This is a genomic window from Chryseobacterium barbadense (genome assembly GCF_042849955.1).
Lineage (GTDB): Bacteria > Bacteroidota > Bacteroidia > Flavobacteriales > Weeksellaceae > Chryseobacterium.
This window is the reverse complement of sequence record NZ_BAAFHL010000102.1, coordinates 1-4,743: the sequence shown is the minus strand read 5'-3', so window position 1 is coordinate 4,743 and position 4,743 is coordinate 1. Positions and strand designations below refer to the sequence as shown.

The following is a 4,743-nucleotide window of genomic DNA, read 5'->3' as shown; positions in this document are numbered from 1 at the left end:
AGGCGGTTCATCCATTCTGTTTGATTTTAAGGAAGTGATCGCAAGGCTCGAAGATAAATTTCAGCTCATCGGGATTGATCTTCAAAACCACGGGATGACAGAGCATAGGGATATTCCCGAAACCTTTGAACAGGATGCTCATGATGTGGCTGCGCTTTTAAAAGAAATCAATATTCATAAGGCCTCATTCTGGGGATTCAGCAACGGCGGCAATACGGTGATGCAAATTGTTCATCTTTATCCGGATCTGGTGGAAAAGCTGATTGTAGCTTCGGCTTTTTTCAAAAGAAGCGGAATGATAGAAGGCTTTTTTGAAGGAATGCAGCAAGCCACACTGGAATCAATGCCGGAATCGCTTAAAATTAATTTTCTAAACCTGAACCCGGATTTCTCAAAGCTCGAAAACTTGTTCGATAAAGACAGCAAGAGAATGCAGAATTTTGAAGACTGGAGTGAAGATATTTTAACAGGTATCCAATCACCAACGTTATTGATCACGGGAGATAAAGATGTCATGAAGCCTGAACACACCGTAGAGATGTGGCGTTTGATTCCTAATTCACAATTGATAATCCTTCCCGCAACTCACGGGTCTTATATGATGGCAGATTTTGACGGAAATGTAGATCACAGCTTAATCAACTTTACAACATCAGAAGTAGAAAAATTCTTAAAGCGATAACGATAATTGACCATAATATTTTTAAATTTTGCTAAGTGAAACGCCCCTTGTGTTCTTAAAATACATACAGTTTTTAAAAATCTTTGCGGACTTTTCGATATAAAAATTACAAACAAATAAACTAACTTTTAAACGTATAAATCATGCCTAAATTAAATCCATACCTAAATTTTGATGGGAAAGCAGAAGAAGCTTTCAATTTTTACAAATCTGTTTTCGGAGGGGAATTCGTGGGTGAAGTTCACAAAATGGGAAATGCTCCCGGAACAGAAAACCTTTCTGAAGAAGAAAAAAACAGAGTAATGCATATTGCACTTCCTATTGGAAACGATCTTTTAATGGCTTCAGATATTGTTCCGTCGTTTGGACAGACTTTGAATGTAGGAAATAACAATTACGTTTCGATATTCCCGGACTCAAGAGAAGAGGCAGACAGGCTTTTCAAAGGACTTTCGGAAGGAGGAAACATAGAAATGCCGATTGAAGACCAGTTTTGGGGCGACTATTTCGGAAGCTTTCAGGATAAATACGGAGTTCATTGGATGGTGAACTATAACGAAGAATACACAAAATAGTCTTATATTTAACTAATTATATAAACGGGTGGTCAAAATTTGCTTTGACCGCCTTTTTACACCACATTAAAAACTTAATTATATGGAACCTATTAAAATTGACATCACTATTTTAGAGCCTGTTCAGAAGGTTTGGGATTATTACAATACCCCTAAACATATCACCAAATGGAATTTTGCCGACGAATCATGGCAATGTCCGAGCTCCGAAAATGATTTAAGAGTCGGCGGGAAATTTAAAAACAGAATGGAAGCCAAAGATAGAAGCTTCGGATTCGATTTTGAGGGAGTTTATGATGAGGTGATCCCGAATGAGAAAATAAAATATCATATGGAAGACGGAAGAAATGTAGAAGTAAACTTTGATAGAGTGGATGACAATACAACCAAAGTCCGTATAGAGTTCGATCCTGAAATGCAAAACTCTGTGGAAATGCAAAGAGACGGATGGTATGCCATTCTCAACAATTTCCATAAGTATGTAGAGAACCACTAAAAAACTTCCTAAGACCATGCTCAATTTAGTGATAATGGCAAGATGTCTCAATTCCGTTTGTACAGATCATCGCACTGTCAAAGGGGATTTTCTCAAGGGGATTATTGCGATGCCCGCAAGGAGAGCTTTGGAAAAAGAGAAAATAGATTCCCTGGAAAAGCTTTCCGACTATTCTGAAGAAGAGATCATGAGTCTTCATGGTTTCGGGAAAAATACCATGGATAAGCTTAAGAATCATATGAATGAATATAAAGTCTCCTTTAAAAATGAAAATTTCGAGATTAAATCCTGATAATCCGGAAAAACTGAGACTTCTTGAGAAACTGTATGTAGAGGTCTTTGAAGTGGAGAATTCTCAGAATCCTGGATTGGAATATTTCAAAACTCTTTTGAAGAACGACAACTTTATTTATCTTATTGCTGAAAATGAAAATGAGATCATTGGAGGATTAACAGCTTATCTCATGCCTTCACTTCATGGCCATCTGGAAGTCTATGTTTATGACTTAGCAGTTAAAAATAATTTTCAGCGAAGAGGAGTAGGAACTTTGCTTATGCAAAATATTTTTGAAACTTCTAAAAGTATGGGCGCTACTGAAGTTTTTCTTCAGGCAGATAATATAGATGAACATGCCTTATGCTTCTACAGGAAACTCAAAGGGGTTCCGGAAGAAGATATAACCAATTTTTCGTACAAATTATAAACATTAAACTATGAATAATGATATTTTCCCGTGTCTCTGGTATGACGGAGATGCAAAACAATCGGCAGACTTTTATTGCCAGGTATTCAACGGAAAAATTACTGCAGATACCCCTGTTGTATTGAACATTGAATTATTTGGGCAGAAGCTGATGTTATTGAACGGAGGTCCTCATTTCCAGAAAAATGCTTCCGTTTCCTTTATGGTCATCTGTGAAACCGAAGATGAAGTTCAAAAATACTGGGATCAGCTAATGGCAGGCGGAATGGCTTTAATGCCGTTGGATTCTTACCCATGGAGTAAAAAATACGGCTGGGTTCGAGATCAGTATGGCGTTACGTGGCAGTTGTTCCTGGGAGAAAAGGCAAGCGATCAGAAAATTATTCCTACCCTGATGTTCATCCATCAAAATAATGGAAAAGCTATGGAAGCAATGGAATTCTATACGCAGACGTTCCCGAACTCAAGCATTGGAAATGTATTGAAATATAAAGATGGCGGAGAACCGGAAGAAGTGCCCGAAAATGTTCAGCATGCCCATTTTATCATTGATGGATATAGCTTGTTCTGCATGGATAATTCTTATGACCACCAGTTTGATTTCAATGAAGGAATTTCTATGGTCATCATGACCGATAATCAGGAAGAAACGGATCACCTGTGGAATACGCTCATTTCAGGGGGTGGAAGAGAAAGCATGTGTGGATGGCTGAAAGATAAGTATGGTTTCAGCTGGCAGATTGTTCCTAAAAGATTGATTCAGTTAATGAACGATTCTGATCAGGAAAAAGCCCAGAAAGTGGTACAGGCGATGATGAAAATGCAGAAAATCATTATAAAAGATTTAGAAGAAGCTTATCATTCTTAAACATTGTTTCGGCTTGCTGTTTGATGTGTTTAGAGAAAAGATTGGCGTATGAAAACACAGAATAAGTCACAATCTAAATCAAAAGTCCCCAAAGAAGGCCTGTTTCCGGAGATCATCCGGGAAAACTATTTGGGAAGTCAAAAGTTAGCAGGTAAAAAAGCGGTAATAACAGGAGGGGACAGCGGAATAGGACAGGCTGTTGCCGTTCATTTTGCAAGAGAAGGAGCAGATATAGCCGTCATTTACAAAGAAAGTGATGATGATGCTAAAGAAACGAAAAAGCTGGTTGAAAAAGAAGGTCGTGAATGTATCTTGTTGAAAGGAGATCTTACCAAAAAAACGTTCAGAACAAAATGCCTGAATACGATCAAAGAAAAATGGAAAAGCCTGGATATCCTGGTTAACAATGCCGGAATTCACACTTCTAAGGATACCCTTGAAAAGATTTCCGACGAGCAGATTGAAGAAACCTTCCATACCAATATCATTTCAATGATTGCATTGACGCGGGCTTTTTTGCCGTTAATAGGAGAAGGCGGAAGAATTATCTGTACAACATCCGTTACAGCGTATCGCGGAAGCGATCATCTGATTGATTATGCGGCTACTAAAGGAGCTATTTTATCATTCATTCGTTCTCTATCTACTAATCTTGCAGAAAAGAAGATATTGGTTAACGGAATTGCTCCCGGACCTATATGGACGCCTCTTGTGAAGGAAACATTCGATGATCTTTCAACCTTTGGAAAAGATACTCCGTTAAAACGTGCGGGGCAGCCTTCCGAAGTGGCGCCGGCCTTTGTCTTTCTGGCTTCCGAAGATGCCAATTACATTACGGGAGAAGTCATACACATCAATGGTGGTGGTTTTGTAGGCGGGTAATGATATTTGAACCATTCATCTTAACGGTTTTATCAAATAATTAAAAATTACAAAATGGAGACATTATCTTTTGAAGTTCAGATAGAAGCAACACCCGAAAAAGTATGGAGCGTGCTTTGGAATGACATAAGCTACAGACAATGGACAACTGCTTTTACAGAAGGCTCATTTTATGAAGGAACCCTGGAAGAAGGAACAATTGTAAAGTTTTTTGATCCTAATAATAACGGGATGTACAGCCGTGTTGAAAAAAACATACCTAATAAAGAAATGAAGTTTCTGCATCTGGGAGAAATCTATGACGGTGTGGAACAGCCACAGAATTGGGGCGAAGCTACGGAATCTTACATTTTAGAAGAAACAGAATCAGGAACCACTTTGAAAGGAGTAATACAAACTCCCGAAGAATTTAAAGGGTTCTTTGAAGACAAATTCCCTAAAGCATTGGGAATTGTTAAAAACCTTTCGGAAAATCAACTGTAAACCAACTACAAAATAAATATTATGGAAACATTATCTTACGAAACAGTCATTAA

General features: G+C 38.1%; 8 protein-coding genes. All 8 read left to right on the top strand.

What is annotated here, in order from left to right; genetic code table 11:
• On the top strand, positions 1-682 hold a 682-nt coding region (locus ACGHIN_RS16490; protein WP_390456054.1), incomplete at its 5' end, for an alpha/beta fold hydrolase.
• 143 nt (positions 683-825) lie between these two features.
• A complete protein-coding gene (locus ACGHIN_RS16485) occupies positions 826-1,257 on the top strand; it encodes a VOC family protein (RefSeq protein ID WP_390456051.1) in 432 nt (143 codons plus the stop codon).
• Positions 1,258-1,339: 82 nt separating this feature from the next.
• Entirely contained in the window at positions 1,340-1,753 is a 414-nt protein-coding gene (locus ACGHIN_RS16480) for an SRPBCC family protein (RefSeq protein ID WP_390456048.1), read from the top strand.
• Positions 1,754-1,769: 16 nt separating this feature from the next.
• The gene (locus ACGHIN_RS16475; protein WP_390456045.1) at positions 1,770-2,045 is read left to right on the top strand and encodes a DNA-directed RNA polymerase subunit alpha C-terminal domain-containing protein; all 276 of its coding nucleotides are present in this window, start codon (positions 1,770-1,772) and stop codon (positions 2,043-2,045) included.
• Positions 2,020-2,457 (top strand): GNAT family N-acetyltransferase, encoded by a 438-nt coding sequence (locus ACGHIN_RS16470; RefSeq protein WP_390456042.1) that lies wholly within the window; start codon positions 2,020-2,022, stop codon positions 2,455-2,457. Before ACGHIN_RS16475 ends, ACGHIN_RS16470 begins: the two co-directional genes overlap by 26 nt.
• A gap of 10 nt (positions 2,458-2,467) precedes the next feature.
• Positions 2,468-3,325 carry a VOC family protein gene (locus ACGHIN_RS16465; RefSeq protein ID WP_390456039.1) on the top strand — a complete coding sequence of 286 codons (858 nt, stop codon included), beginning with the start codon at positions 2,468-2,470 and terminating at the stop codon, positions 3,323-3,325.
• 48 nt (positions 3,326-3,373) lie between these two features.
• Positions 3,374-4,207, top strand: coding sequence for an SDR family oxidoreductase (locus tag ACGHIN_RS16460; RefSeq protein ID WP_390456036.1), 834 nt, complete (start codon positions 3,374-3,376; stop codon positions 4,205-4,207).
• Between the two features lie 54 nt (positions 4,208-4,261).
• Positions 4,262-4,690 (top strand): SRPBCC domain-containing protein, encoded by a 429-nt coding sequence (locus tag ACGHIN_RS16455; protein ID WP_390456033.1) that lies wholly within the window; start codon positions 4,262-4,264, stop codon positions 4,688-4,690.
• Positions 4,691-4,743 lie beyond the last annotated feature (53 nt).

Coding starts and splice junctions, on each gene's coding strand:
- ACGHIN_RS16485 (WP_390456051.1), top strand. CDS start 826: ATGCCTAAATTAAATCCATACCTAAATTTTGATGGGAAAGCAGAAGAA.
- ACGHIN_RS16480 (WP_390456048.1), top strand. CDS start 1,340: ATGGAACCTATTAAAATTGACATCACTATTTTAGAGCCTGTTCAGAAG.
- ACGHIN_RS16475 (WP_390456045.1), top strand. CDS start 1,770: ATGCTCAATTTAGTGATAATGGCAAGATGTCTCAATTCCGTTTGTACA.
- ACGHIN_RS16470 (WP_390456042.1), top strand. CDS start 2,020: ATGAAAATTTCGAGATTAAATCCTGATAATCCGGAAAAACTGAGACTT.
- ACGHIN_RS16465 (WP_390456039.1), top strand. CDS start 2,468: ATGAATAATGATATTTTCCCGTGTCTCTGGTATGACGGAGATGCAAAA.
- ACGHIN_RS16460 (WP_390456036.1), top strand. CDS start 3,374: ATGAAAACACAGAATAAGTCACAATCTAAATCAAAAGTCCCCAAAGAA.
- ACGHIN_RS16455 (WP_390456033.1), top strand. CDS start 4,262: ATGGAGACATTATCTTTTGAAGTTCAGATAGAAGCAACACCCGAAAAA.